Source organism: Streptomyces sp. NPDC085481, from assembly GCF_044541845.1.
Taxonomy (GTDB): Bacteria; Actinomycetota; Actinomycetes; order Streptomycetales; family Streptomycetaceae; genus Streptomyces.
In genome coordinates this window covers 1,071,419-1,095,458 of sequence record NZ_JBITTJ010000001.1, presented here as the reverse complement: position 1 = coordinate 1,095,458, position 24,040 = coordinate 1,071,419, and the positions used below count along the sequence as shown (strand labels likewise).

Annotated in this window: 22 protein-coding genes and 1 tRNA gene; 8 read left to right on the top strand and 15 right to left on the bottom strand. The window is 71.9% G+C overall.

Annotation, left to right across the window (positions count from 1 at the left end; all coding sequences use genetic code 11):
* Window positions 1-100 precede the first annotated feature (100 nt).
* Both ACIGEZ_RS05005 and ACIGEZ_RS05000 read left to right on the top strand, forming a co-directional pair.
* Entirely contained in the window at window positions 101-538 is a 438-nt protein-coding gene (locus tag ACIGEZ_RS05005) for a hypothetical protein (protein WP_399825766.1), read from the top strand.
* Window positions 539-626: 88 nt separating this feature from the next.
* Entirely contained in the window at window positions 627-1,493 is an 867-nt protein-coding gene (locus ACIGEZ_RS05000; RefSeq protein WP_399825764.1) for a spermidine synthase, read from the top strand.
* 150 nt (window positions 1,494-1,643) lie between these two features.
* Here the strand turns inward: ACIGEZ_RS05000 and ACIGEZ_RS04995 are convergent, their stop codons facing one another.
* Complete coding sequence (locus ACIGEZ_RS04995; RefSeq protein WP_399825761.1) at window positions 1,644-2,174, bottom strand: hypothetical protein; 531 nt, start codon at window positions 2,172-2,174, stop codon at window positions 1,644-1,646.
* Window positions 2,175-2,217: 43 nt separating this feature from the next.
* Between ACIGEZ_RS04995 and ACIGEZ_RS04990 the strand changes: the two genes are divergently transcribed.
* The 3 genes from ACIGEZ_RS04990 to ACIGEZ_RS04980 all read left to right on the top strand — a co-directional run bounded on the left by ACIGEZ_RS04990 (window position 2,218) and on the right by ACIGEZ_RS04980 (window position 5,970).
* Window positions 2,218-2,919, top strand: coding sequence for a response regulator transcription factor (locus tag ACIGEZ_RS04990; protein WP_399825758.1), 702 nt, complete (start codon window positions 2,218-2,220; stop codon window positions 2,917-2,919).
* Window positions 2,916-4,316, top strand: a complete 1,401-nt coding sequence (locus tag ACIGEZ_RS04985; protein WP_399825755.1) for an ATP-binding protein — start codon at window positions 2,916-2,918, stop codon at window positions 4,314-4,316. Before ACIGEZ_RS04990 ends, ACIGEZ_RS04985 begins: the two co-directional genes overlap by 4 nt.
* A 160-nt stretch (window positions 4,317-4,476) precedes the next feature.
* Window positions 4,477-5,970 (top strand): cellulose binding domain-containing protein, encoded by a 1,494-nt coding sequence (locus ACIGEZ_RS04980; RefSeq protein ID WP_399825752.1) that lies wholly within the window; start codon window positions 4,477-4,479, stop codon window positions 5,968-5,970.
* Between the two features lie 82 nt (window positions 5,971-6,052).
* Here ACIGEZ_RS04980 and ACIGEZ_RS04975 read toward each other — a convergent pair whose 3' ends face one another.
* From ACIGEZ_RS04975 to ACIGEZ_RS04955, 5 genes are all read right to left on the bottom strand, one after another.
* A complete protein-coding gene (locus ACIGEZ_RS04975; protein WP_399825749.1) occupies window positions 6,053-6,850 on the bottom strand; it encodes an alpha/beta fold hydrolase in 798 nt (265 codons plus the stop codon).
* An 85-nt stretch (window positions 6,851-6,935) separates the two neighbouring features.
* Window positions 6,936-7,008 (bottom strand) — tRNA-His (locus tag ACIGEZ_RS04970).
* 131 nt (window positions 7,009-7,139) lie between these two features.
* Window positions 7,140-7,742: an oligoribonuclease gene (gene orn / locus ACIGEZ_RS04965; RefSeq protein WP_399825747.1), complete on the bottom strand. Its 603-nt coding sequence runs from the start codon at window positions 7,740-7,742 to the stop codon at window positions 7,140-7,142.
* A 121-nt stretch (window positions 7,743-7,863) separates the two neighbouring features.
* A complete protein-coding gene (locus ACIGEZ_RS04960) occupies window positions 7,864-9,033 on the bottom strand; it encodes a helix-turn-helix domain-containing protein (RefSeq protein ID WP_399825745.1) in 1,170 nt (389 codons plus the stop codon).
* Between the two features lie 307 nt (window positions 9,034-9,340).
* A complete protein-coding gene (locus tag ACIGEZ_RS04955; protein ID WP_399825742.1) occupies window positions 9,341-9,781 on the bottom strand; it encodes a hypothetical protein in 441 nt (146 codons plus the stop codon).
* A 341-nt stretch (window positions 9,782-10,122) separates the two neighbouring features.
* Here ACIGEZ_RS04955 and ACIGEZ_RS04950 point away from each other — a divergent pair, with 341 nt between their 5' ends.
* Window positions 10,123-10,644, top strand: coding sequence for a universal stress protein (locus tag ACIGEZ_RS04950; RefSeq protein ID WP_399825740.1), 522 nt, complete (start codon window positions 10,123-10,125; stop codon window positions 10,642-10,644).
* A gap of 204 nt (window positions 10,645-10,848) precedes the next feature.
* Complete coding sequence (locus ACIGEZ_RS04945; RefSeq protein ID WP_399825737.1) at window positions 10,849-11,412, top strand: GPR1/FUN34/YaaH family transporter; 564 nt, start codon at window positions 10,849-10,851, stop codon at window positions 11,410-11,412.
* A gap of 173 nt (window positions 11,413-11,585) precedes the next feature.
* On the opposite strand, the gene glmS is transcribed toward ACIGEZ_RS04945, so the two are convergent.
* Window positions 11,586-13,403, bottom strand: coding sequence for a glutamine--fructose-6-phosphate transaminase (isomerizing) (glmS, locus tag ACIGEZ_RS04940; RefSeq protein WP_399825735.1), 1,818 nt, complete (start codon window positions 13,401-13,403; stop codon window positions 11,586-11,588).
* A gap of 33 nt (window positions 13,404-13,436) precedes the next feature.
* Complete coding sequence (locus ACIGEZ_RS04935; RefSeq protein ID WP_399825733.1) at window positions 13,437-13,712, bottom strand: hypothetical protein; 276 nt, start codon at window positions 13,710-13,712, stop codon at window positions 13,437-13,439.
* A 185-nt stretch (window positions 13,713-13,897) separates the two neighbouring features.
* Between ACIGEZ_RS04935 and ACIGEZ_RS04930 the strand changes: the two genes are divergently transcribed.
* The gene (locus tag ACIGEZ_RS04930; protein WP_399825730.1) at window positions 13,898-15,505 is read left to right on the top strand and encodes a beta-N-acetylhexosaminidase; all 1,608 of its coding nucleotides are present in this window, start codon (window positions 13,898-13,900) and stop codon (window positions 15,503-15,505) included.
* 76 nt (window positions 15,506-15,581) lie between these two features.
* Here the strand turns inward: ACIGEZ_RS04930 and ACIGEZ_RS04925 are convergent, their stop codons facing one another.
* The 7 genes from ACIGEZ_RS04925 to ACIGEZ_RS04895 all read right to left on the bottom strand — a co-directional run bounded on the left by ACIGEZ_RS04925 (window position 15,582) and on the right by ACIGEZ_RS04895 (window position 24,034).
* A complete protein-coding gene (locus ACIGEZ_RS04925; RefSeq protein ID WP_399825727.1) occupies window positions 15,582-17,351 on the bottom strand; it encodes an IucA/IucC family protein in 1,770 nt (589 codons plus the stop codon).
* Window positions 17,348-17,887: a GNAT family N-acetyltransferase gene (locus tag ACIGEZ_RS04920; protein ID WP_399825724.1), complete on the bottom strand. Its 540-nt coding sequence runs from the start codon at window positions 17,885-17,887 to the stop codon at window positions 17,348-17,350. The genes ACIGEZ_RS04925 and ACIGEZ_RS04920 overlap by 4 nt, the downstream gene beginning before the upstream one ends.
* Window positions 17,884-19,152, bottom strand: a complete 1,269-nt coding sequence (locus ACIGEZ_RS04915; protein WP_399826231.1) for a lysine N(6)-hydroxylase/L-ornithine N(5)-oxygenase family protein — start codon at window positions 19,150-19,152, stop codon at window positions 17,884-17,886. The genes ACIGEZ_RS04920 and ACIGEZ_RS04915 overlap by 4 nt, the downstream gene beginning before the upstream one ends.
* 1 nt (window position 19,153) lies before the next feature.
* Window positions 19,154-20,593, bottom strand: a complete 1,440-nt coding sequence (locus ACIGEZ_RS04910) for a pyridoxal phosphate-dependent decarboxylase family protein (RefSeq protein WP_399825721.1) — start codon at window positions 20,591-20,593, stop codon at window positions 19,154-19,156.
* A gap of 165 nt (window positions 20,594-20,758) precedes the next feature.
* Window positions 20,759-21,658: a siderophore-interacting protein gene (locus ACIGEZ_RS04905; protein ID WP_399825719.1), complete on the bottom strand. Its 900-nt coding sequence runs from the start codon at window positions 21,656-21,658 to the stop codon at window positions 20,759-20,761.
* 4 nt (window positions 21,659-21,662) lie between these two features.
* Window positions 21,663-22,712: an ABC transporter substrate-binding protein gene (locus ACIGEZ_RS04900; RefSeq protein ID WP_399825716.1), complete on the bottom strand. Its 1,050-nt coding sequence runs from the start codon at window positions 22,710-22,712 to the stop codon at window positions 21,663-21,665.
* 161 nt (window positions 22,713-22,873) lie between these two features.
* Window positions 22,874-24,034 carry an acyl-CoA dehydrogenase family protein gene (locus ACIGEZ_RS04895; RefSeq protein ID WP_399825714.1) on the bottom strand — a complete coding sequence of 387 codons (1,161 nt, stop codon included), beginning with the start codon at window positions 24,032-24,034 and terminating at the stop codon, window positions 22,874-22,876.
* Window positions 24,035-24,040 lie beyond the last annotated feature (6 nt).

Below are 24,040 nucleotides of genomic sequence, written 5' to 3'. Positions count from 1 at the left end.
GCCATCCTTTGCGGCGGCGTGCCGCCGTAGCTGTTGACGCGTGGGGGCGTTGAACCATGCGGAGAGACGGAACGTGTCTCCTGGAGTGAGGAGGGGTCCCATGGCGGAGACCGGATCGCAGTCCACCGCTCGGCACGCGCCCACGCAGGACGCGAGCGCGTCCCCGGGCGGGCCGTGCGACCTCGTGACCGTGCCGGCCCGGCAGGGCCTGGAAGCCGTGGACATCCTGCGGCGCGGCGGCGCTCCCGCGGTCGGCCCGGTGCTGCACGACGGCGCCTGCGACACGCTCGGCTTCCTGGTCCCGCCCGGCACGGCCGCCGCCTGGGACATGCCCGGCAGCGCGTGTACGCGGACCGACGGCCGGGGCCTGCGCCTTCCGGAGCTGCCGGAACTGCCCGGCCCCGACGGTGTCACCCCCCGCCCCGCGGACTGGCTGCTGCCCCCCGGCGACACCGGCGCGGTGACCGACCCGGCGATGCTCCGCGACGCCCTCGGCCAGGCGGCCCGCCTCATCGAGGCGGCGGACGGCTGCCGCTAGGGATGTCCTGGCGCCGGTCCGGCCCGCCCCCGCACCGGCCGGACCCTCGTCGGGCGGGTGTCGCGTCGCTGCCCCGATAATGGGGCACGTGGCCAGGAACAAAACGCGCGAACGGGCGGCGGCGGCCGTCGCCGTCGTCGAGACCGTCGACGGCGGTCTCGCCGAGCTCATACCCGACCGTGAGCGCCCCCGCGGCTGGACGCTGCTGATAGACGGCGCCCCGCAGTCGCACGTCGACCTCGACGATCCCGCCCGCCTCTCCTTCGAGTACCAGCGGCGCCTCGGCCACATCGCCGACCTCGCCGCCCCGCCGAACCGGCCGATCCAGGTCGTGCACCTCGGCGGCGGCGCCTTCACCCTCGCCCGGTACGTCGCCGCGACCCGGCCCCGCTCCACCCAGCAGATCGTGGAGCTCGACGGGCCGCTCGTGCAGCTGGTCCGCCGCGAACTGCCGCTCGACGCCGGGGCCCGCATCCGGGTCCGCTCCACCGACGCCCGCGCCGGGCTCGGCAAGGTGCAGGACGGCTGGGCGGACCTGATCATCGCCGATGTGTTCAGCGGCGCCCGCACGCCCGCGCATCTGACGTCCACGGAGTTCCTGGCCGAGGTACGGCGGGTGCTGCGGCCCGGTGGCTTCTACGCGGCCAACCTCGCCGACGGCCCGCCGCTGACCCACCTGCGCGGCCAGATCGCGACCGCCGCCACCGTCTTCCCGGAGCTGGCGCTGACCGCCGACCCCACCGTGCTGCGCGGCCGCCGCTTCGGCAACGCCGTGCTGCTCGCCTCCGACCGAGAGCTGCCGGTGGCCGAGCTGACCCGGCGGGTCGCGACCGACCCCCACCCGGGGCGGGTCGAACACGGGCGGGAGCTCGCCGACTTCACGGGTGGCGCGGTGCCGGTCACCGACGCGAGTGCCAAACCCTCGCCCGTTCCGCCCGCGTCCGTCTTCCGCTGAGCGCGGGACTTCCGTAGCGGGGCCGGGACTTCCGTAGCGGGGCCGGGGCGTCCGTAGCGGGCCGGGACTTCCGTAGCGGGCGGGGGCGTCCGAAGCGGGCCCGGGACTTCCGTAGCGGGCGGGGGCGTCCGTAGCGGGCCGGGGCCGCGCTCAGCGCTCCTCGATCTCCACGCGCGGCGCGGTGTCGTGCCAGACACAGAAGACCGAGATCTCCCGGCTGTCCCTGGTGAAGGTCACCCGGATCCAGCTCGGCTGCTTCCACACCTGCATCTGCCACCCCGACCCGGGGGTCGCGGAGACCAGCTCGGCCGAGGTCGGGCCGAGGTCGAACACGACCCGCCCGCCGTCCGTTCCGTAGCTCTTGACGCTGCCCGAGCCGGGCGGGCTGCTCGCCGCGGACTTGGGGGTGGCGGGCCGGGGCGTGGGGCGGGCGGTGGTCGGCCTGGCCGGGGGTGTGGTGGTGCCCGGGACGGCCGAGGGCGTCGCGGAAGGGGACCTGGTGCCGTGGGTCGAGGAGGCCAGCGGATCGGTGTCGCTGCCGGCGGAGGCCGGGAGGGGCAGGGCGCGCGGCGGGTCGTAGACCGTGCCCGCGAGCACCGTGTGCACCCCCCACCACGAGAGCGTGACCGCCGCGCCCGTGGCGAGCGACCACGCCAGCGCGTGAACGAGTCCTCTTCGCATCCGGCTCATACTGCCATCCCCCGAATGGCGTACGGTGCGGGCCATGGCAAGTGTGCTCGTGGTCGAGGACGACCAGTTCGTGCGCTCCGCCCTCATCCGGCATCTGACCGCCGCCTCCCACACCGTACGGAGCGTCGGCACGGCCCTGGAGGCGCTGCGCGAGGTCGCCCATTTCCGCTTCGACGTGGTCATCCTCGACCTCGGACTGCCCGACCTGGACGGGTCCGAGGCGCTGAAGATGCTGCGCGGGATCACCGACGTGCCGGTGATCATCGCGACCGCCCGCGACGACGAGGCGGAGATCGTACGGCTCCTCAACGACGGGGCCGACGACTACCTCACCAAGCCGTTCTCCGTGGAGCACCTGTCCGCCCGGATGGCCGCCGTGCTGCGGCGGGCCCGGTCGGCCGCCGGGGACGCGCCGCCCTCGCGGGAGATCCGGGTCGGCGGGCTCGCCATCGACCCGCTGCGCCGCCAGGCGGCGCTCGACGGAACCGCCCTCGACCTGACCCGGCGGGAGTTCGACCTGCTGGCCTTCCTCGCCGGCCGCCCGGGGGTGGTCGTCCCGCGCAAGGAGCTGCTCGCCGAGGTGTGGCAGCAGTCGTACGGGGACGACCAGACCATCGACGTCCATCTGTCGTGGCTGCGGCGGAAACTGGGTGAGACGGCTGCCCGGCCGCGCTATCTGCACACCCTGCGCGGGGTGGGCGTGAAGCTGGAGCCGCCCGGGGAGCCGCAGCCGTGAGATGGGCACTGGTCAAGGTGTCGCTCGCCGTCACCGTGATGGTCGTGGTCGCGTTCGCCGTGCCGCTCGGCCTTGTCGTCAAGGAGATGGCCAGGGACCGGGCGTTCTCCAACGCCGAGCGGCGGGCCGGCGGTCTCGCGCCGGTCCTCGCGATCACCACCGACCGCGAGCAGCTGGACCGGGCCGTCGCCACCACCGACGACGGCGCCGAGGGCCGGCTCGCCGTCCACCTGCCGCCGGCCGAGCCGGGCGGCAAGGGCCTGACGATCGGCAGCCGCCGCGCCCGCGACGAGGACCTGGCCACCACCCGGTCGCTCGGCCGGGCCAGCATCGCCGAGGTGCCGGGCGGCTCCGTGCTGCTCCAGCCGACCGCGGTGAGCTCCGGGCAGGTCGCCGTCGTCGAGTTGTTCGTCCCCGAGGGCGAGGTCAGCAACGGGGTGGCGACGGCCTGGCTGGTGCTCGCCGCGGTCGGCCTCGCGCTGATCGCCGGCTCGCTCGCGGTCGCCGACCGGCTCGGCGTACGGATGGTCAGGCCGGCCCAGCGTCTCGCCCGCGCCGCCCACGAGCTGGGCGAGGGCAAGCTCGGCGCCCGGGTCCGCGAGGAGGGCCCGCCCGAGCTCAAGTCGGCCGCCATCGCCTTCAACTCGATGGCCGACCAGGTCGTGCAGCTGCTCGCCAACGAGCGCGAGCTCGCCGCCGATCTCTCCCACCGGCTGCGCACCCCGCTGACCGTGCTGCGGCTCAACGCGGCCTCGCTGGGCTCGGGCCCCGCCGCCGACCAGACCCGGGCCGCCGTCGAGCAGCTGGAGCGCGAGGTCGACACCATCATCCGCACCGCCCGGGACGCCAAGCCGCAGACCCGGGCGACCGCGCCGGTCATCGGCTGCGACGCCTCCGAAGTGGTGCGGGAACGGATGGAGTTCTGGTCGGCGCTCGCCGAGGACGAGGACCGCAAGGTGCGCGTCGCCGGGGTGGAGCGCCCGGTGCGCATCCCGGTCGCCCGGCCCGAACTCGTCGCCGCGCTCGACGCGTTGCTCGGCAACGTCTTCCGGCACACCCCGGAGGGCACCGCCTTCTCGGTCGACCTCCACAACGGCGACGACGCCGTGATCATCCTGGTCTCCGACGCGGGCCGCGGCATCGCCGACCCCGCCGCCGCTCTCGCCCGCGGCAACAGCGGCGGCCGGGACGGCTCCACCGGACTCGGCCTGGACATCGTGCGCCGCATGGCGGAGTCGACCGGCGGCGACGTACGGATCGGCCACTCGGTGCTCGGGGGCACCGAGGTCCGCATCTGGATCGGCCTCGACGGGCGCCGCTCGGACGGCGGTGCCGGCCGGCGCGCCCGCCGGACCGAGGCGGGTCCGGGGCGCCGCGGACGGCGCCCGAAGAGCTGACCCGCCCCCGAGGGGGCCCGAACCTTTAATCGCTCCGATGCCATCCTTAAGCGGAGCCTAAGGATCCTCAACCCCCGCCTCCTCGTGGGCATTTGTCCGATTCCCTGTCGCTAGCGTGCTGCCCCGCACCCCACCCCCGGCACACAGAGGCAGGCACTCGATGGGCACGAGTTCGCACCGGCGCAGGACGAGCGGCAGGACCAGGATCGTCGGCGCGGTCGTCGCCGCCGCGGTGATCGGCGGCGCGGCCTTCGCGCTCTCCGGCACCGCCCAGGCCGCCGCCGTCGGCGCCGCCTACACCAAGACGAGCTCCTGGACCGGCGGCTACACCGGCCAGTACGTCATCACCAACGAGACCTCCGCCCCGCAGTCCGACTGGACCCTGGAGTTCGACCTGCCCGCCGGGACCACCATCGGCTCCCTCTGGAACGGCGAGCACACCGTCTCCGGCCGCCACGTCACCGTGAAGCCCGCCGACTGGAACCGGCAGCTCGCCCCCGGGCAGTCCGTCACCGTCGGCTTCGTCACCTCCGCCTCCGGCGCGGCCGGCGACCCCGTCAACTGCCTCATCAACAAGGCCGCCTGCTCCGCCGGCGGAGCCACCCCCACCCCGAGCGGCCGCCCCACCGGGCAGCCCACCGCCACGGCCACCCCCACGGCCACGGCGACCCCCACGAAGACGGCCACCCCCACCCAGAGCGCCACCCCGACCGCCACGGCCACCCCGACCACCACCCCGACCACCACCCCCGCGCCGGGCGCGGCCGCCAAGTACGCCCCCTACGTCGACACCTCCCTCTACCCGGCCTACGACCTCCTGGCCACCGCCGACCAGACCGGGGTGAAGGAGTTCAACCTCGCCTTCATCACCTCCGGCGGCGCCTGCGCGCCGCTGTGGGGCGGGGTCACCGACCTCGCCTCCGACAAGGTCGCCGCCCAGATCGGCGCCCTGCGGGCCAAGGGTGGCGACGTGCGGGTCTCCTTCGGCGGCGCCGCCGGCCACGAACTCGCCCTGAACTGCTCCTCCGTCGCCGACCTCGCCGCCGCGTACGGCAAGGTGATCGACCAGTACAAGCTCACCAAGGTCGACTTCGACATCGAGGGCGCGGCCCTCCCCGACACGGCCGCCAACACCCGCCGCTCCCAGGCCATCGCCCAGCTCCAGAAGTCCCACCCCGGCCTGAACGTGTCCTTCACCCTGCCCGTCATGCCCGAGGGCCTGACCCAGCCGGGCGTGGACCTGATCGCCGACGCCAAGCGGAACGGGGTCCGCGTCGACGCCGTGAACATCATGGCGATGGACTACGGGCCCGCCTACAGCGGCGACATGGGCCAGTACGCCATCTCGGCCGCGACCGCCACCCAGGCCCAGATCAAGGGCGTGCTCGGGCTCTCCGACGTGGCCGCGTGGAAGGCCGTCGCCGTCACCCCGATGATCGGCGTCAACGACGTCGCCTCCGAGATCTTCAAGGTCGACGACGCCACCCAGCTCGTCGACTTCGCGAAGTCCAAGGGCATCGGATGGCTGTCGATGTGGTCCTCGACCCGCGACAAGCAGTGCGCGGCCGGCGCCGTGAACTACGCGGACGCCACCTGCTCCTCGATCCTCCAGCAGCCCCTCGCCTTCACCAAGGCGTTCGCCGCCTACAAGTAGGCCCCCGTACCGCGCGTCCCGGCCGGATCCACCCCACCACCGGCCGGGGCGCGCCTTCTTGTCGCCCCGCCGGCCCGGCCCGTCAGCCCTCGAGCCCGTCCAGGAACCCGACGATCAGCTTCCCCCACGCCGCCGGGTTCTCCGCGAACGGCGCGTGACCCGTGGTCAGTTCGGTCAGGCGGGCGCCCGGGATACCGGCGGCGACCGCGCGGTGCAGGGCGGGGGAGACCAGGCGGTCCTCGGTGGTGGATATGACGAGGGCCGGCACGGCCACCCGGGCCAGGTCCTCGCGGACGTCCGCCCGGGTCACCAGGTCCGTGTGCTCGGGCGTCCCCTCCGGGATGGACCCGGTGGTCAGACGGACGACGCCCTCGACGACCTCGGGGGTCATCGGGTCGAGCATGGCCGGGCTGAACACGAGCGGCACCAGCAGGCGCGCCACCAGCTCGTGCTGCCCGCTGGCGGCGAGGTCCCGCCAAACGTAGGAGGCCTGGCGCAGGGCGTGGTCCGCCCACGCGAACGGGGCGGTCAGGACCAGGCCGGTGACCCGCTCGGGGTGGCGGGTCGCGGCCCGTACGGCGACGGTCGTCCCCAGCGAGTACCCGGCCACGGCGAACCGCCCCACCCCCGCCGCGTCCGCCTCGGCCACCAGTCCGTCGGCCAGCGCGTCCAGGTCGAGCGGGGCCGTGGCGCGCGGCGCGGCCCCCGTGCCCGGCAGGTCGAAGCCGACGACCCGGCGCCCTCCGGCGGTCAGGGCGGCGCGGACCGGCCCGTAGTGGGAGTCGATGCCACCACCGGAGCCGTGCGCCAGGAGCAGTGCGTGAGCGGGCGCGTCCCCGCCCGTCGTCGCGTCCGCGGTGGTCGTCGTCTTCGTGGTCATGGAACAGTCCCCCGTCTTCCTCGCCCGCACCCGGGAAACGACCAAGGGCCGACCTGATCTCTCAGGTCGGCCCTTGGTCCGAAAGGGTGAGTAACGGGACTCGAACCCGCGACATCCTGGACCACAACCAGGTGCTCTACCAGCTGAGCTATACCCACCACGACCGGCGGTTTTCCCGAAGGTTTCCCCGACCGGCCGAGAAGAAGTCTACAGGGTCCCGGAGGGTGCTCGCGCACACGTTTTCCCCAAGGGGTCCGGCGGGCGCGAGCAGGGGGCTACCGGCGGATGGTCACTCGGCCGGGACGACGTGGCGGGCCGCGATCTGCTTCGCGGTGTCCGAGTCGGGGCCGGGCTGCGGGACGAAGATCGCCTCGCGGTAGTAGCGGAGCTCGGCGATGGACTCGCGGATGTCGGCGAGCGCCCGGTGGTTGCCGTTCTTCTCCGGACTGTTGAAGTACGCCCTCGGGTACCAGCGGCGGGCCAGTTCCTTGACCGAGGAGACATCGACGATCCGGTAGTGGAGGTGGTTCTCCAGGGCCGGCATGTCACGGGCGAGGAAGCCGCGGTCCGTGGAGACCGAGTTCCCGCACAGCGGAGCCTTGCCCGGCTCCTTGACGTGTTCGCGGATGTAGGCGAGCACCTGGGCCTCGGCGTCGGCAAGGGTGGTGCCCCCGGCGAGCGCGTCGAGGAGACCGGAGGCCGTGTGCATCTGGCGCACGATCTCCGGCATGGTCTCCAGGGCGGTGTCCGGTGGACGGATCACGATGTCCACGCCGTCGCCGAGTACGTTCAGTTCCGAGTCGGTGACCAGTGCGGCCACCTCGATGAGTGCGTCGTCCGTCAGCGAGAGCCCGGTCATCTCGCAGTCGATCCACACCATGCGATCGTTCATGCGTCCTACCTTATGGCCTGCCCGGCGACAGGCCCTATGGCCGAAGGGCGACCGGGGAGGTGTCCCAGGTCGCCCTTCGGTTTCTCGGTGCGCGGCTTGTGGCGGCGCCGTACGGGTGCCCCTACGGGGCGCTGCGCTGGCCCGGCAGGGCGGGGCGGCCCTGTGCGAAGGCGTCCGACGGGGGCTTGCCGGGCTCCAGCGGGCTCACCGGTCGCCGGTGCCCGGACGGGCCCTGGGCCGGTACGACCGCGTCGAGGACCGCCGTGCCGCCCTCGCCCTGCGGCCGCCTGGCGCGGTACGCGGCCCGGTACGCCGCCGGCGAGGAGCCGAGCTGGCGCCGGAAGTGGCCGCGCAGTGCCACCGGGGAGCGGAAGCCGCAACGGCCCGCGACCTCGTCGACCGAGTAGTCGGAGGTCTCCAGGAGCCGCTGCGCCTGCAGCACCCGCTGGGTGATCAGCCACTGCAGCGGCGCGGAGCCGGTCAGCGAGCGGAAGCGGCGGTCGAAGGTCCGCCTTGACATGTACGCGCGGGCGGCCAGCGTCTCCACGTCGAACTGCTCGTGGAGGTGCTCCAGCGCCCAGGCGACGACCTCGGCCAGCGGGTCGGCGCCGATCTCCTCGGGCAGCGACCGGTCGAGGTAGCGCTCCTGGCCGCCGCTGCGCCGCGGCGGGACGACCAGCCGGCGCGCCAGGGCGCCCGCGGCCTCCGTGCCGTGGTCGCTCCGCACGATGTGCAGACACAGATCGATGCCGGCCGCCGTGCCGGCGGAGGTCAGCACGTCGCCGTCGTCGACGAAGAGCTCCCGCGGGTCCACGTGGACCGACGGATAGCGCTTGGCGAGCGTCGGCGCGTACATCCAGTGCGTGGTCGCCGGTCGGCCGTCGAGCAGGCCGGCCGCGGCGAGGACGAACGCCCCGGTGCACAGGCCGACGATGCGCGCGCCCTCCTCGTGCGCCCGGCGGAGCGCTTCGAGCGCCTCCGGGGGCGGCGGCGAGGTGATCGAGCGCCAGGCCGGCACCACGACGGTGCCCGCGCGGCTGATCGCCTCCAGGCCGTACGGTGCGGTGAGTTCGAGTCCCCCTGTGGTCCGCAGGGGCCCGTCCTCGCCGGCGCACACCAGAAGTCGGTAGCGGGGTACGCCCGCGTCCTGGCGGTCGATGCCGAACACGGAGAGCGGGATGGAGCTCTCGAAGATGGGACCACCGCTGAACAGCAGTACCGCGACGACTTCGCGACGGCGGCGCCCGGACAGTTTCCGTGCCGCCTCCGGTGCGGCGGAGTCCTGGCTCATGACGCTAAGCCCCCCTCGGTGTTGGCGTCTCCCTGGTCGTGTCGCTGTGCCACGTTTCCCCTCGGTTTTGCACGAGACCCCAGTCTTCGGTATCCATGATCGAATCTACTGCGTCCCGTGGCGCCGGCGTGACAAGTTCTCCTTCCGGCACATTGTCGACATGGCCACTTGGCGTGAAGCATTCGATCGTGAAGCGCAGCCCAGACCGGTCACGCCTGGACCTACGCGGGTTGAGCGGTCTTCGGCCAAGGGTTCGCCGGTGGCAGGAACTTGGCTGAAAACATACGGGATCGGTTGTACGACCCTGTCAACTCGGGGGGTATCCGCGCCCTGTGCGCGGGCGCGTGCGCTCGGCGCGCAGGCCGCGCTCGGAGTGCCGGAGCAGCACCCGGCAGGCCGCCGTCACGGCGGCGAGCCCGAGGGCCGTGCCGGCCGCGCCGCCCAGTGAGGTCCCGTAGACGACGAGGACGACCGGGACGAGGGCGCAGCAGAAGACCGCCCAGCGCACCACGTCGCTCGCCGCGTCCTGCCCCGGGCCCCCGGACGCACCGGAGCGCCCGGAGACACCGGAGCGCCCGGACGCCCCGTGCGCTCCCGGGCCGGCCGGCCCCGTCGCGCGGCGGCGCCCGCGCGCGGCGGGGGTGCGGGCGGCCGCGGCCGGGACGGGGGCATCGGTGCCGCCGTCGGTGACGGCGGCGGCGGTGATCGTCTCGGCGGCGGCGATGTCGGCGGGCGACGGTGCGGGCACGGGCGGGCTCCCTGCGACGGTGGCGTGACCTGTGGAAACGAGGAGCGGAACGTTCCGGTCACTGCGCGGGGCGTCCGTTCGGCTCCCGTGGGGACACCTGTAGGGCACAACCGGCATTGCGCTATCGCGCGGGGCTCGTGCATGCTCCCCTGAACGCCGTGCGCGTCCCCGATGCCGCGCGGCCGTCCGCCATGGACGCCCCTGGGCAGGAGAGGAGTGTCGCCGTACCCTTGGGGGTATGGGCTTGGGAAGATGATTCCCGGACACAGCTCCGCCGCCAACCGTTGCTCCTCTCCGTCCTTTCCGTCCCTCCCAAGAGGACCTTCTTCGCCGAGACACCGATGGCCGGTCACGAATTCCCCGAACCCGCGGACCGCAAGCGCGTCGCCGACTCCACGGTCGACCCCCTCGCGGTGGAACAGCCACGTACCTCCTGCGACCCGGCCTTCCGGCACGGGGTGGTCGTCGGCTTCGACGGCTCCACGTCCAGTGAGCGCGCCCTCGCGTACGCCATCGGTATGGCCCGCCGCTCGGGCTCCGGCCTGATCATCGTGCACGTCGCCAACCGGCTGCCCACCACCGTGTGGGCCGGCTGCGAGCCGCCGGTCTTCGTCGACGTGCCGGACCACCGCACCGAGGTGCTGGGCCTGGAGCTCGCCTGTGCCGACCACCTCTCCGAGGTGCCGTGGATCCTGGTCGAGCGCGGCGGCGACATCTGTCACGAACTGGAGGAGGTCGGCCGGGAGTACTCGGCCGACGCGATCGTGGTCGGCTCCACGCACGGGATCGTCGGCCGGATCTTCGGCTCGGTGGCCGGTCGGCTCGCGCGCCGCGCCCAGCGCCCCGTCGTCGTCATCCCGTGACGGCCGCCCGATCCCGCTGACGCACATCCCGTGACTCCCGCCCCGCCAGGCGCCGTTCGCCTCGGGTGTCACACCCTCAACTCCCTTGATCCGGCCATAATTTCGGCCTTCCTCAGGTGAATTGTGCGCTTGTGAAGGGTAGCTAAAAGGCACCGGAACAAAGCAGCCCAAGCAGCACAACCGCACACCTGAAGGGAGCCCGCCGTGGACAACGAAGTCGCCGCGGGAAACACCACCTCCACCCTCGGACACCTCGCACTCGGACTGACCCTGCTCGCCTTCGGCATCGGCTCCACCGGCGTGATCGACCACGTCGGTCCGGGCAGCGCCGCGGGCCTGGCCACCTTCGTCGGCGGCGTGACCCTCTTCCTCGTCGGCCTGCTCGCCCTGCGCGCGGGCGACAAGGGCGCGGGCACGGCCTACGCGGCGCTCGGCGCCTTCTGGTTCACCTGGGGGACCGGGGCGGGCGACGACGCGTCGGCCGAGGCCACCGGGCTCTTCCTGCTGCTGTGGGCGCTGCTGGCGCTCACTCTGACCCTCGCCTCCGGCGGCAGCGGACTCTTCGGACAGGGCGTGTACGGCCTGTTGTTCGTCGCGCTGCTGCTGCTCGGCATCGGCGCCCTCGCGGACAACTCGGGCCTCGGCAAGGCGGGCGGCTGGGTCGCCGCGGTCGCCGGACTCGCGGCCTGGTACGGCGCGACGGCGGCGGTGGCCGGCTGGCCGACCTCCCTGGCCCGCGCGGGCCGCGGGGCGGCCGCCGCGAGCTGAGGCCGGACGCGTACCGGAGACCGGACGCGCACCGGAGACCGGACGCGTACCGGAGAAGAGGAAAGCAGCGGTCCCCGTGCACCTGGGATGCACGGGGACCGCTGTGGTGTCCGGTCGACCGCCGGGGGACAGGCCCGGCGTGCGGATCCTCGGGGGACAGGCCCGGGGAACCGCTACTCGACCGTGACGGACTTGGCCAGGTTGCGCGGCTTGTCGATGTCGCGGCCCATGGCGAGCGCCGTGTGGTAGGCGAGGAGCTGGAGCGGGATGCCCATCAGGATCGGGTCGAGCTCGTCCTCGTTCTTCGGCACGACGATGGTGTGGTCGGCCTTCTCCTGCGGCTGGTGCGCGACCGCGAGGATGGGGCCGCTGCGGGCCTTGATCTCCTCCAGGGCGGCGCGGTTCTTCTCCAGGAGGTCGTCGTCGGGGACGATGGCGACCGTCGGCAGGGCCGGCTCGATCAGGGCGAGCGGGCCGTGCTTCAGCTCGGAGGCGGGGTAGGCCTCGGCGTGGATGTAGGAGATCTCCTTCAGCTTGAGGGAGGCCTCCAGGGCGACCGGGTAGCCCCGGACACGGCCGATGAACATCATCGACTGGGCGCCGGCGTACTCCTTGGCCAGCTTCCTGATCTCGTCCTCGGTCTTGAGGATCTCCTCGATCTGGCCGGGCAGCTTGCGCAGGCCCTCGATGATCCGCTTGCCGTCGGTGACGGACAGGTCGCGGATGCGGCCGAGGTGCAGGGCGAGCAGGGCGAAGGCGACCACCGTGTTGGTGAAGCACTTGGTGGAGACGACGCAGACCTCGGGGCCCGCGTGCACGTACACGCCGCCGTCGGCCTCGCGGGCGATGGCGGAGCCGACCACGTTGACCACGCCGAGGACGCGGGCGCCCTTGCGCTTGAGCTCCTGGACGGCGGCCAGGACGTCGTAGGTCTCGCCGGACTGGGAGACGGCGATGTAGAGGGTGTCGGGGTCCACGACCGGGTTGCGGTAGCGGAACTCGGAGGCCGGCTCGGCGTCGGCGGGGATGCGGGCCATGCCCTCGATCAGCGAGGCGCCGATGAGTCCCGCGTGGTACGAGGTGCCGCAGCCGAGGATCTTGATCCGGCGGATGGAGCGGGCCTCGCGGGCGTCCAGGTTGAGGCCGCCGAGGTGCACGGTGGAGAAGCGGTCGTCGATCCGGCCGCGCAGCACGCGGTCGACCGCGTCGGGCTGCTCGGAGATCTCCTTGTGCATGTACGTGTCGTGGCCGCCCATGTCGTACGAGGCGGCCTCCCACTCCACGGTCTCCGGGGTGGCGTTGGTGGACGCGCCCGACGTGGTGTACGTGCGGAAGTCGTCGGCCTTCAGGGTGGCCATCTCGCCGTCGTCGAGGGTGACGACCTGGCGGGTGTGGGCGACCAGGGCGGCGACGTCGGAGGCGACGAACATCTCCTTCTCGCCGATGCCGAGGACGACCGGGGAGCCGTTGCGGGCCACCACGATGCGGTCGTTGAAGTCGGCGTGCATCACGGCGATGCCGTAGGTGCCCTCGATGTGCTTGAGCGCCTCGCGGACCTTCTCCTCCAGGGAGTCGGCCTGGGAGCGGGCGATCAGGTGGACGATGACCTCGGTGTCGGTCTCCGAGACGAAGACGACGCCCTCGGCCTCCAGCTTGACGCGCAGCTCGGCGGCGTTGTCGACGATGCCGTTGTGGACGACGGCGACCTTGTTCTCGGGGTCGAGGTGCGGGTGCGCGTTGACGTCGCTGGGGGCGCCGTGGGTGGCCCAGCGGGTGTGCGCGATGCCGGTGGTGCCCGCGAAGCGCTTGGGGACGCGGGCCTCCAGGTCGCGGACCCGGCCCTTCGCCTTGACCATCTTCAGGCCGGCGGCCTTCGGGCTGGTGACGACGATGCCGGCGGAGTCGTAACCCCGGTACTCGAGCCGCTGCAGGCCTTCGAGCAGCAGCGGTGCGACGTCACGCTTTCCGATGTAACCGACGATTCCGCACATAAAGGTGTCAGCCCTCCAAGTAGGTAGGTGTGCTCAGCCGTAGACGATCCGGCGCAGCTGCCGGAGCGAGAGCTCCGGTGGCGCCACGGCGCGGTGCGGCAGCTCGGCCGCGATCCGCTCGAAGATCTCGGCGTTCACCGAGCCGCCGGACTGGAGCTCGCGGTGGCGGCGCCGTACGTAGTCCTCGGTCGACTCGTCGAAGTACGCCAGCACGTCGAGCACCACCCGGGCGGCCTCACCGCGCTGGAGCGCGGTGCTGCGGACCAGATGGTCGATGAGGTCGTCGTGCGACGGTCGGCGTTCGAGCACCCGTGAATATTGCGGGGTGTGGGCGAGGCTTTGCAAGAATCCTGCCCGATTTCGGGCAGGGGTGGTCATGATCACGCACTCGAACGGGCTAATTGGTCTACACCTTGACCGCTGATGAGGCGCACGGTACGCATAGCGACTGTTCGGATACGCACCGCTCGTCGAAACCGCTCGTCGAAAAGGACATGCCTGTGAGACAGCGCAGAACGTTTCCGCTCCTCCTCTCCTCCCTGTTCCTCGTCACCGCCGCCCTCTCCGGTCCGGGCGCCGCCGCCGAGACCGCCGCGCCCGGCGTACGGCCGCTGGGCGCCGTCGTCCCGGCGCCCGCCTCCGTGACCCCAGGCGGGACCCCGTACACCCTCACCCGCGGCACCGCCGTCCGGGTCGACTCCGGCGACGCCGAGTCCCTCGACATCGGCCGCTACCTCGCCGGGGTGCTCCGCCCCTCCACCGGCTACCCGCTGCCCGTCGTCGACGACGCCGCCGCCCCCGGTGGCATCCTGCTGCGGATCGACGCCCGGGCCGGCGCGCTCGGCGAGGAGGGGTACGAGCTGCGCTCCGGCCGCGGCGGGGTCGTCCTCACCGCCCACCGGCACGCCGGCCTGTTCCGCGGCGTCCAGACCCTGCGCCAGCAGCTGCCCGCCGCCGTCGAGAAGCGGACCGTGCAGGCCGGGCCCTGGAAGATCGCCGGCGGCACCGTCACCGACACCCCGCGCTTCGCCTACCGCGGCGCGATGCTCGACGTCTCCCGCCACTTCTTCACCGTCGACCAGGTCAAGCGCTACATCGACCAGCTCGCCCTCTACAAGATCAACAAGCTGCATCTGCACCTGAGCGACGACCAGGGCTGGCGGATCGCGATCGACTCCTGGCCCCGGCTCGCCGCGTACGGCGGCTCCACCCAGGTCGGCGGCGGCCCCGGCGGCTCCTACACCAAGGACGACTACCGGGAGATCGTCCGCTACGCCGCCTCGCGCTACCAGGAGGTCGTCCCCGAGATCGACATGCCGGGGCACACCAACGCCGCCCTCGCCTCCTACGCCGAGCTCAACTGCGACGGCGTCGCCCCGCCGCTCTACACCGGCACCAACGTCGGCTTCAGCTCCCTGTGCGTGCCGAAGGACGTCACGTACGACTTCGTGGACGACGTCATCCGCGAGCTGGCCGCGCTCACCCCGGGCCGCTACCTCCACATCGGCGGCGACGAGGCGCACTCGACCAGCCACGCCGACTACGTCGCCTTCATGGACCGGGTGCAGCCGGTCGTCGCGAAGTACGGCAAGACCGTCGTCGGCTGGCACCAGCTGACCGGAGCCACGCCCGCCCAGGGCGCGCTCGCCCAGTACTGGGGCCTCGACGGCTCGTCGGCGGCCGAGAAGGAGCAGGTCGCCGCGGCGGCGCGGGCCGGGACCCGGGTGATCCTCTCGCCGGCCGACCGGGCCTACCTCGACATGAAGTACACCAAGGACACGAAGCTCGGCCTGTCCTGGGCCGGGTACGTCGAGGTCAGGCGGTCCTACGACTGGAACCCGGCGACGCTCCTGCCGGGGCTGCCCGAGGCGTCCGTCGCGGGCGTCGAGGCGCCACTGTGGACCGAGACGATCTCGCAGAGCGCCGACATCGACCAGATGGCCTTCCCGCGCCTGCCGGGCATCGCCGAACTCGGCTGGTCGCCGGCCGCCACCCACGACTGGGAGGCGTACCGGCTGCGGCTCGCCGCCCAGGGGCCGCGCATGAGCGCGCTCGGCATCGACTACTACCGCTCGCCGCAGGTCCCGTGGGCCGCTGAGTAGCCGTACGGAAAAGAGCGCGGGCCCTGGCGGAGGACCGTACTCCGCCGGGGCCCGCGCCCGGTCTTCCGGGCGACCGTCAGGCGAACCGCGCTATCGGGTTCACCAGGTCGCCGACGAGCTGGAGCGCCGCCGACGGGTCCGCAAGGTCCACCATCTGCCTGTTGTTGCGCAGCTGGAGCCGGTTGAGCGCGGACAGCGCAAACGTTTCGGCGAACATGTCGTACTGCTCGAACCGGTCCGCGAGCTCGGGCTTGGAGTCCTGGTAGTCCTTCACGCACGCGGCGACCGTCCGCCAGAAGTCGTCCTCGCCGAGCACGCCCTCGGCCGCCAGGGTGGCCCCGAGGAAGCGGAAGAAGCAGTCGAAGACGTCCGTGAAGACCGAGAGCAGCTTCATGTGCTCGGGGACCTCGGCGCGGACCCGCTCCACGGCCGGCGGCAGCACCGCGTCCGGGTCCATGACGCAGATCTCCTCGGCGATGTCCTTGAAGATCGCCCGGGACACCGCGCCCTGCTCGTCGAGGACGAGGATCACGTTCTCGCCGTGCGGCATGTAGACCAGGTCGTACGCGTAGAAGCAGTGCAGCACCGGCAGCAGGTACGCGTCCAGGTAGCGGCGCAGCCACGCGGCCGGGGCGAGGCCCGAGTCCTTGATCAGGGCGCCCGCGAAGGACGCGCCCGCGTGGTCGACGTGCAGCAGCGAGGCCATGGTGGCGAGCCGCTCGCCCTCGCCGAGGGACGCCACCGGCGACTCGCGCCACAGGGCGGCCAGCATCTTGCGGTACGGCGAGTAGCGGTCGGTGGCCGCCTCGTACTCCAGGTGCCGGTAGCCGACCGCAGCGCGCTCGCGGATGATCGAGAAGCGGGCCGCCCTGAGGACGGAGTCGGCCTCGACGAGACCGGCCAGCCAGTCGTTGATGGCCGGCGTGGCCTCCATGTACGCGGCCGAAAGGCCCCGCATGAAGCCCATGTTGAGGACCGAGAGCGCCGTCTTCACATAGTGCTTGGCCGGGTCGGCGGTGTTGAAGAAGGTGCGGATGGACTGCTGCGCCAGGTAGGCGTCGTCGCCCTCGCCCAGGAAGACCAGGCGCTCCTGGGCGACCTCGGCGGCGAAGGTGACGGACAGCTTGTTCCACCACTGCCAGGGGTGGACCGGCACGAGCAGGTAGTCGGCCGGGTCCAGGCCGCGGGCGGCGAGGGTGGCGGCGAAGCCGTCGACGGCCTTGTCGCCGAGCTCGGCCCGGACGAAGGTCTCGTAGTCGATGCCGGCACCGGCGGTGAAGGTGGTGCGGTCGCGGTGCGCTGCCAGCCACACGAGGTGGACCGGGGTGGCCGCCTCGGGGGCGTAGGCCCGGTACTCGTCGACGCCGAAGCCGAGCCTCCCGTTGTTGGCGACGAAGCAGGGGTGGCCCTCGGTCATCCCGGTCTCGATCGCCTGGAAGTCCGCGCGGGCCAGCTCCGCGGCGGTGACCCGCGGCTTGGTCGCCTTGTACGCCGTACCGGACAGGGTGGAGGAGATCTCCTCCAGGTAGACCGGCAGGATCTCGTCGCTCAGGCCGAGGGCGCCGCGCAGTTCGGTGATGAACTGCAGGGCGTCCAGCGGGAGCTGCTCGCTGCCGCGGTGCCGGCTGATGGAGTCCGGGTAGATCTGCCAGTGGTCGAGGGCGAACCGGTCCGCGGTGAAGCGGTACTCGGTGCGGCCGTCGTCGCTGAGCACCTGGTAGCGGCCCTCGCCCAGCTCCTGCGGGTCGAGCAGGCGCTCGTGGGTGAACTCGGCGAGGCCCTTGCGGATCAGGGCGCGGTTGGCGTCGGCCCAGCGGGTCGGGGTGAGGTGGTCGACGGCGCTCATGCGGCGGCTCCCGTGGCGGCCTCGAAGCGGGCGCGGGTGCAGAAGCTCAGCAGGGCGTTCTTCTCCGGCTTGCGGATCTCGCGGTCGGGGGTGAACCCGACGGCCTCGTTGAGGGCGTGTACCGCCGTGTTGCGGACGTCGGGCTCGACGACCACGCGGGCGGTGGCCGGGTCGGCGAACAGCTCGCGCATGACGGCGGTGATCACCGTGCGGGTGAAGCCGTGCACGGGGGTGTCGGTGGGGGCGACGAGGAAGTGCATGCCGACGTCGCCGGGCTGCGGTTCGTAGAGCCCGACCAGCTCGACCCGGGACGGGTCGTACCGCTCCATCAGGAAGGCGGGCTCGCCGTCCACGCTGCCTATGAAGGCGTCGTGGTGCGGGTTGGCGGCGATCGCCATGTATTCGCGCTCGACGTCCTGGAGTTGGGCCTCCTGCATCATCCAGAAGGCGGCCTTGGGGTGGGTGACCCAGGGGTGGATCAGTTCCGCGTCCTTGAGGGGATCGAGGGGGCGGATGCTGATGGCGGGGACGGTCATACGGCGAACTCCTGGAACGCGATGGTCTTCTCGACGGGGTAGTACTCGGTCCCCAGCATCTCGCCGATGATGTACGCGTTGCGGTACGCGCCCATGCCCAGGTCGGGCGAGGTGATCGAGTGGGTGTGGACGCCGGCGTTCTGGAGGAAGACGCCGCGACCGGTGGTGTCGATCGTGTAGTTGCGGGCGACGTCGAAGCGGCCCTGAGAGTCCCAGCGCAGGCGGTCCTTGACCGGCTCGAGGAAGGCGGGGACGGCGTACTTGTAGCCGGTCGCGAGGATCAGGCCCTCGGTCTCCAGGGTGAAGTCCTTCTCCTGCTCCTCCTGGCGGAAGCCGAGCGTGTAGCTGCCGGAGGCCTCGTCGTACGCGGCGGAGCGCAGCGCGGAGTTGGTGAGCAGGCGGGTGGGGACGGGGCCGGCCAGGTTCTTCTGGTAGAGCAGGTCGAAGACGGCGTCGATCAGCTCGCCGTCGATGCCCTTGAACAGGCCCTTCTGCTGGGTCTCCAGGCGGTAGCGGGTCTGCTCCGGGAGCGCGTGGAAGTAGTCCACGTACTCGGGGGAGGTCATCTCCAGGGTGAGCTTGGTGTACTCCAGCGGGAAGAAGCGCGGGGAGCGGGTCACCCAGTTGAGCCGGTAGCCGTGGACGTCGATCTCGGCGAGGAGGTCGTAGTAGATCTCGGCGGCGCTCTGGCCGCTGCCGACCAGGGTGATCGACTTCTTCTTCTGGAGCGCTTCCTTGTTCGGGAGGTAGCGCGAGTTGTGGATCAGGTCGCCGCCGAGACCCTGGCAGGACTCGGGGACGTACGCCGGGGTGCCGGTGCCGAGCACGATCCGGCGGGACCGGAACGTTTCCCCGGCCTCGGTGGTCACCACGTACTCCTCGGCGGACTCGTCGTACGAGACGTTCGAGACGGTGGTGTCGAAGCGGATGCTGGAGAGCTTCCCGGCGGCCCAGCGGCAGTAGTCGTTGTACTCGGTCCGCAGCGGATAGAAGTTCTCGCGGATGTAGAACGAGTACAGCCGGCCCTTCTCCTTCAGGTAGTTGAGGAAGGAGTACGGGGAGGTCGGGTCGGCGAGCGTGACCAGGTCCGACATGAAGGGCGTCTGGAGGTGCGCGCCCTCCAGGAACATGCCCGAGTGCCACTCGAAGTCCGGCTTGGACTCCAGGAACACGCCGTTCAGCTGGTCGATGGGCTCGGTCAGGCAGGCGAGGCCGAGGTTGAAGGGACCGAGGCCGATGCCGATGAAGTCGTGGGTCCGAGGCATCTCAGGCGTGGACAAGGTTCTCTCCCAGGTACTGCTCGGCGTGGCCGGCGATCAGGTCGAGGACGGCGGCGATGTCGGCGACCGTCGTCTCGGGGTTGAGCAGGGTGAACTTGAGGTACTGCTTGCCGTCGACCTTCGTGCCGGCGACCACGGCCTCGCCGGAGGCGAACAGGGCCTTGCGGGCGTGGAGGTTGGCGCGGTCGATGTCGGCGGGCGAGGTGACGGTCTCGGGGATGTAGCGGTAGACGAGGGTGGACAGCTGCGGCTCGACGACCACGTCGTAGCGCGGGTCGGCGGCGAGCAGCTCGAATCCGGCCCGGGCCAGGTCGCAGACCTCGTCGAAGAGCTCGCCGATGCCGTCGGCGCCCATGACGCGCAGGGTCATCCACAGCTTGAGGGCGTCGAAGCGGCGGGTGGTCTGGAGGGACTTGTCGACCTGGTTGGGGATCTGCTCGGTCACCGTGCGGCGCGGGTTGAGGTAGTCCGCGTGGTACGTGGCGTGGCGCAGGGTGGCTCCGTCGCGGACCAGCACGGCCGAGGAGCTGACCGGCTGGAAGAAGGACTTGTGGTAGTCGACGGTGACGGAGTCGGCCAGTTCGATGCCGTCCAGGAGGTGGCGGCGGGTCGGCGAGGCGAGCAGGCCGCAGCCGTAGGCCGCGTCCACGTGCATCCAGGCGCCGTACTCGGCGGCCAGGGCGGCGATCTCGGGCAGCGGGTCGATGGAGCCGAAGTCGGTGGTGCCGGCGGTGGCGACGATCGCCATCGGGACCAGGCCCTCGGCGCGGCAGGTCTCCAGCTCGGCGGCGAGCACGACGGACTGCATGCGGCGGTCGCGGTCGACCGGGATGGAGATGACGGCGTCGGCGCCGAGGCCGAGGAGGGTGGCCGACTTCTGGACGCTGAAGTGGCTGCACTCGGAGGAGAAGACGCGGAGCCGGGACAGGTCCGTGGTCCCCGCCTCCTCGCGGGCCAGCAGCAGCGCCTGGAGGTTGGACTGGGTCCCGCCGCTGGTGAACACGCCGTCGGCGGACGGGCCGAGGCCGATCCGGCCGGTGGTCCAGTCGATCAGCCTGCGCTCGATGAGGGTGCCGCCGGCGCTCTGGTCCCAGGTGTCCAGGGAGGAGTTGACGGCGGAGAGCACGGCCTCGCCGACGACGGCGGGGATGACCACCGGGCAGTTGAGGTGCGCCAGGTAGCGGGGGTGGTGGAAGTACACCGCGTCGCGGAGGTAGACGTCCTCCAGCTCGTCGAGGGCGGCGGAGACGTCGCCGAGCGGCCGGTCGAGGTCCACGGCGTCGACGACCGGGGCGAGCTCGGCGGGCGTGACCCCGGTGAACGGGCCGCGTGTCGTGACGAGTTTCCGCGCCACCCGCTCCACTCCTTCGGTGGCGGAGCGTCGATAGCTCTCCGCCGTCGTGTCGTTGAGCAGGTGCGCACGCATGTGGGGGCCCTTCCGGGAGTGGGGGACACGGTCAACCCCGTTGAGGTCGAAGTAAGGTTAGCCTAACCTAAGTCCACTTACAACAACGGCCCCCCGACCCGTGAGGGTTCGAGGGGCCGTCGTCGTGTGTGGGGACGGGGTGGTGCGTTCGGGGCGCGGTCGGGGTTACGCCTCTGCCCGGGCCGCTGCCCGGGCCGTTGCCTCGGCCTCCGCCTGGGCCTCTTCCTGCGTCTCGTCCGGGACTTCGCGCAGGGCGTCCTCGGACAGGCCCTTGCGCCAGTAGCCCACGAACGTGACCCGGCGCTTGTCGAGAGCGCGCTCGCGCACGAAGTGCCGGCGCAGCGCCTTGACCGCGCCGGACTCGCCCGCGATCCAGACGTACGGGGCCTCGCCGGGCAGCTCGGCGCCCGCGATCGCCTCCGGGCCGGTGGGCGCGCCCTCCTCCCGTACCAGCCAGGTGACCGTCGCGTCGGCCTCGGTCGCGAGGTCCATGCGGTCGCCGGAGTAGGGGACTTCGAGGTAGACGTGGGCGCGGGTCTCGGCCGGCAGCCACTCCAGGATCGCGGCGGCGGCCGGCAGGGCCGTCTCGTCGCCCCAGATCAGGACGGAGTCGGCGTCCTCGGGGAGCTGGAAGCGCACGGCCGTGTTGGCGGCCACGGCCGGGCCGAGGACGACCACCCGGTCGCCCGGCCGGGCGTGCTGGGCCCAGCGGCAGGCGGGACCGCCGTCCTCGTGCACCGCGAAGTCGATGTCCATCTCGGCGACCGGCTCGGTGCGCTGCGCGCGGACGGTGTACGAGCGCATCACGGCCCGCTCGTCGTCCGGCATCGCCCGCCAGGCGCCCAGGATCGCGTACATGTCCGGGTTGTCGAGCGGCGGCAGCACCGGGGCGTCCTGGCCGGGGTGGGGCAGGAAGAGCGAGAGCGACTGGTCGCGGCCACCGGAGGCGAGGTTCTTCAGGTCGTCACCGGTGAAGGTGACGCGGACCAGCGACGGGCCGAGCCGCCTCGTCCGGTCGACCTGGAGGCTGAAGAACTGGAACGGGGCGGTCTCGGCGTTCGTCATCGGGTCAGGACACCTTCTTGGCGTTCTCGAGGGCCTTGGCCAGGTCCTCCAGGAGCGGGGCGCACTTGGCGTACGAGTAGATCGGCTCGGTCACGCGCGGGATCACCTGGCCGGCCTTGACGGCGGGCAGCGCGGCCCAGGTGGGCTTCGCCTTCAGGGCCTCGGGCTGCAGGGCCGAGGTGCGGTTGTCGAGCATGATGATGTCGGCCTGGTACTTGTCGACGTTCTCCCAGCTCAGGCCCTCGAACCAGCCGCCCTGGTCGAGCTTGGTGGGCGTGACGATGTTGACGCCGAGCTCCTTGAAGTAGAGCGTGTCGGTCGGCCGGACCGGGGTGGAGACGTAGAAGAGGTCCGGGGAGCCGGAGCCGATCAGCACCTTGATGTCCTTCTTGCCCTGGGCGGCCTTGCGGACGCGCTCGGCGGCGGCCTCGAAGCGGGCCTTGTCCGCCTTGATCTGCGCCGTCCGGACGTCGGCGCCGAGCGAGGCGGCGAGGTCGGCGTGCCGCTGCAGGACGGCCGGCATCGACTTGTCGGCGGCCCACAGGGCGACGCTCGGGGCGATCTTGAGGATCTTGTCCTTCTGCTCGGCCGGGACGTACCAGAGGTCGTTCTTCTCCCACATGTCCGTGATGAGGAGCTCGGGCTGGAGCTTCAGGTACTCCTCGATCTTGAACTCGCCCCAGACGTTGCCGATGATCTTGACCTTCTTGACGTCGAGGTCACCGGCCTGGACGTCCGGGGCCTCGGCGCCGGTCTTCGGGTCCTTGACCGTGGTCGGGCCGAAGACGCCCTTGACCTCGATGCCGAAGTCCTTGAGGGCGGCGGCCGTTCCGGTGAAGGCGACGATGTTCTTCGGGGTGGCCTTCGCCTGGACGGCGGTGCCGCGGTCGTCGGTGAACTTCCACGGACCGGCCTTCTCCGAGGCCTTGGCGGGGGAGTCGCTGCCCTTGGTGTCGCTGCCGCAGGCGGCGAGCGCGGCGCCGAGCCCGAGGGCGCCGCCCGCGGCGAGCAGGCCGCGACGGGTGAGGGAGGTGGCTCGGGCGTTGCTGGGCATGGCGGAGTCGCTTTCGGTACGTGCCGGGGTCGGCCTGGGCAAGTCGAGGGTAGGTTAGCCTAACCTCATCAGGATCAACAGGGGCGGGGTCCGAACCGTGACGGCACACGACGGAGCCCGCCGCCCCGGGACGGGGCGACGGGCTCACGTTCGTCACGATGCTAGGCGGACAGGCCCAACTCCCGTGCGATCAGCATGCGCTGGACCTCGCTGGTGCCCTCGCCGATCTCCAGGATCTTGGAGTCGCGCCACATCCGGGCCACCGGATACTCGTTCATGAAGCCGTAGCCGCCGTGGATCTGGGTCGCCTCGCGGGCGTTGTCGACCGCCACCGTCGAGGAGTACAGCTTCGCCAGCGCCGCCTCCTTCTTGAACGGCTCGCCGAGCACGAGCCGGGAGGCCGCGTCGCGCCAGCCGACCCGGGCCATGTGCGCCCGCATCTCCATGTCGGCGATCTTGAACTGGATCGCCTGGTTGTCACCGATCGGCCGGCCGAAGGCGTGACGTTCCTTCGCGTACTTCACCGACTCGTCCACACAGCCCTGCGCGAGGCCCGTGGCCAGCGCCGAGATGGCGATCCGGCCCTCGTCCAGGATCCGCAGGAACTGCGCGTACCCGCGGCCCTCCTCGCCCAGCAGGTTCGCCGCCGGGACGCGTACGTCGTCGAAGGCGAGCTCACGGGTGTCCGAGGCGTTCCAGCCGACCTTCGAGTACGGCGCCGCGACCGTGAAACCGGGCGTGCCCGAGGGCACGATGATCGAGGAGATCAGCGGACGGCCGTCCGGCTTGCGGCCGGTCACCGCGGTCACCGTGACCAGACCGGTGATGTCCGTACCGGAGTTGGTGATGAAGCACTTCGAGCCGTTGATGACCCAGTCGTCGCCGTCCCGGACGGCCGTCGTGCGCGTACCGCCCGCGTCGGAGCCGGCGCCCGGCTCGGTCAGGCCGAAGGCGCCGAGCATCTCGCCGCTGCACAGCCGCGGCAGCCACTCCTGCTTCTGCTCCTCCGTGCCGAAGCGGTACACCGGCATCGCGCCCAGCGAGACGCCCGCCTCCAGGGTGATGGCCACCGAGGAGTCGACCCGGGCGAGCTCCTCCAGGGCGATGCCGAGGGCGAGGTAGTCGCCGCCCATCCCGCCGTACTCCTCCGGGAAGGGCAGGCCGAACAGGCCCATGCGCCCCATCTCGCGGACGATCTCGTAAGGGAACTCGTGGCGCTCGTAGTAGTCGCCGATCTTCGGGGCGACGACGTCGTGGGCGAACTCCTCGACGGTACGGCGGAGTTCCTCGTGCTCTTCGGAGAGCCGGTGGTCGAGGGACATGGGTTT

Coding starts and splice junctions, on each gene's coding strand:
- ACIGEZ_RS05005 (WP_399825766.1), top strand. CDS start 101: ATGGCGGAGACCGGATCGCAGTCCACCGCTCGGCACGCGCCCACGCAG.
- ACIGEZ_RS04995 (WP_399825761.1), bottom strand. CDS start 2,174: ATGCGAAGAGGACTCGTTCACGCGCTGGCGTGGTCGCTCGCCACGGGC.
- ACIGEZ_RS04990 (WP_399825758.1), top strand. CDS start 2,218: ATGGCAAGTGTGCTCGTGGTCGAGGACGACCAGTTCGTGCGCTCCGCC.
- ACIGEZ_RS04980 (WP_399825752.1), top strand. CDS start 4,477: ATGGGCACGAGTTCGCACCGGCGCAGGACGAGCGGCAGGACCAGGATC.
- ACIGEZ_RS04975 (WP_399825749.1), bottom strand. CDS start 6,850: ATGACCACGAAGACGACGACCACCGCGGACGCGACGACGGGCGGGGAC.
- orn (WP_399825747.1), bottom strand. CDS start 7,742: ATGAACGATCGCATGGTGTGGATCGACTGCGAGATGACCGGGCTCTCG.
- ACIGEZ_RS04960 (WP_399825745.1), bottom strand. CDS start 9,033: ATGAGCCAGGACTCCGCCGCACCGGAGGCGGCACGGAAACTGTCCGGG.
- ACIGEZ_RS04950 (WP_399825740.1), top strand. CDS start 10,123: ATGGCCGGTCACGAATTCCCCGAACCCGCGGACCGCAAGCGCGTCGCC.
- glmS (WP_399825735.1), bottom strand. CDS start 13,403: ATGTGCGGAATCGTCGGTTACATCGGAAAGCGTGACGTCGCACCGCTG.
- ACIGEZ_RS04930 (WP_399825730.1), top strand. CDS start 13,898: ATGCCTGTGAGACAGCGCAGAACGTTTCCGCTCCTCCTCTCCTCCCTG.
- ACIGEZ_RS04925 (WP_399825727.1), bottom strand. CDS start 17,351: ATGAGCGCCGTCGACCACCTCACCCCGACCCGCTGGGCCGACGCCAAC.
- ACIGEZ_RS04920 (WP_399825724.1), bottom strand. CDS start 17,887: ATGACCGTCCCCGCCATCAGCATCCGCCCCCTCGATCCCCTCAAGGAC.
- ACIGEZ_RS04915 (WP_399826231.1), bottom strand. CDS start 19,152: ATGCCTCGGACCCACGACTTCATCGGCATCGGCCTCGGTCCCTTCAAC.
- ACIGEZ_RS04910 (WP_399825721.1), bottom strand. CDS start 20,593: ATGCGTGCGCACCTGCTCAACGACACGACGGCGGAGAGCTATCGACGC.
- ACIGEZ_RS04905 (WP_399825719.1), bottom strand. CDS start 21,658: ATGACGAACGCCGAGACCGCCCCGTTCCAGTTCTTCAGCCTCCAGGTC.
- ACIGEZ_RS04900 (WP_399825716.1), bottom strand. CDS start 22,712: ATGCCCAGCAACGCCCGAGCCACCTCCCTCACCCGTCGCGGCCTGCTC.
- ACIGEZ_RS04895 (WP_399825714.1), bottom strand. CDS start 24,034: ATGTCCCTCGACCACCGGCTCTCCGAAGAGCACGAGGAACTCCGCCGT.